A 983-nucleotide genomic window follows, 5' to 3' on the forward strand; every position below is an offset into this window, starting at 1 on the left:
AGCACCTCAAGATAAAGAAATTCTGGGGCACAACAGAGAACGCCGTCCGCATACAAATCAGTGTGGCTATTATCACATACTGTCTTGTGGCTATTGTCCAACATGATATGAAGTTGAAACGCTCAACCTATGAAGTTTTGCAAATTCTCAGCATATCATTGACAGACAAAACCTACTTGCGTGACCTGTTCGACAAGACTAATTTCAATGATGTCAAAGATCTAAATGATCCCCTGATTCCGGGGATATTTGATTAATTGTTTAACTCGTCTCATTTTAACGGGACACTAATGAAGAAAGGTAATAAGTGAATACATATATAATCACCGGAACACGGCCTTGCACCATGCTCCGTAGTCTTATACCCTGACATAAGCCTTAATGTCGTCAGGATAAGGCGGCTATATACATATCTGCCACTTCATGATGTTGAACAAATTTATTTAATGTTTGGTACGGCAAAGGTAATGAATAAAAGCCTGACAGCCAAGCATTTGCCATCAAAAAATCATTCTGCATTAATTATTTTTGCCGCCGCTTATGAGGCGTGTTGCTACTGCTTTTGCAACGTGTTGATACTCAGTGCATTATAAAAGGCCGTCTTTCGGCTTGCAAAAGACGGCCTTTTAGCTCCCGATTGATGGCCTTTTGCAATGCGAAAAGACACTTTTATGGGTTCATCCGCAGTTCTGTTGGATAAAGATAAGCTGCTGATATTCAAGTATTTGTATTATCTTGTATACTCATAAGTCCCTGATAATCAGTACCTGTATATTGATTAAATTGAAATTTAGGGCTATAAAACTATCCGGCTTATCCATACTTCAAATTATATAACAAAATTATTGATTTTTAATCTTTTAAAAGAAAAACTCGATGTGCTCAATTTTATGTTGCTGAAAGGCCATCCAACAAAACTGCGGAAGAACCCTTTTATGTAAAGCGAAAAATAAAAGAACCGAGCACCTCTTACGTTTATTTTC

1 pseudogene is annotated in these 983 nt (G+C 37.5%); it reads left to right on the forward strand.

The features are described from left to right. A pseudogene (locus H6A34_RS14470) lies at window positions 1-257 on the forward strand (IS4 family transposase); the annotation flags it as partial. Window positions 258-983: the final 726 nt, after the last annotated feature.

Source organism: Marseilla massiliensis, assembly GCF_016899855.1.
Lineage (GTDB): Bacteria > Bacteroidota > Bacteroidia > Bacteroidales > Bacteroidaceae > Prevotella.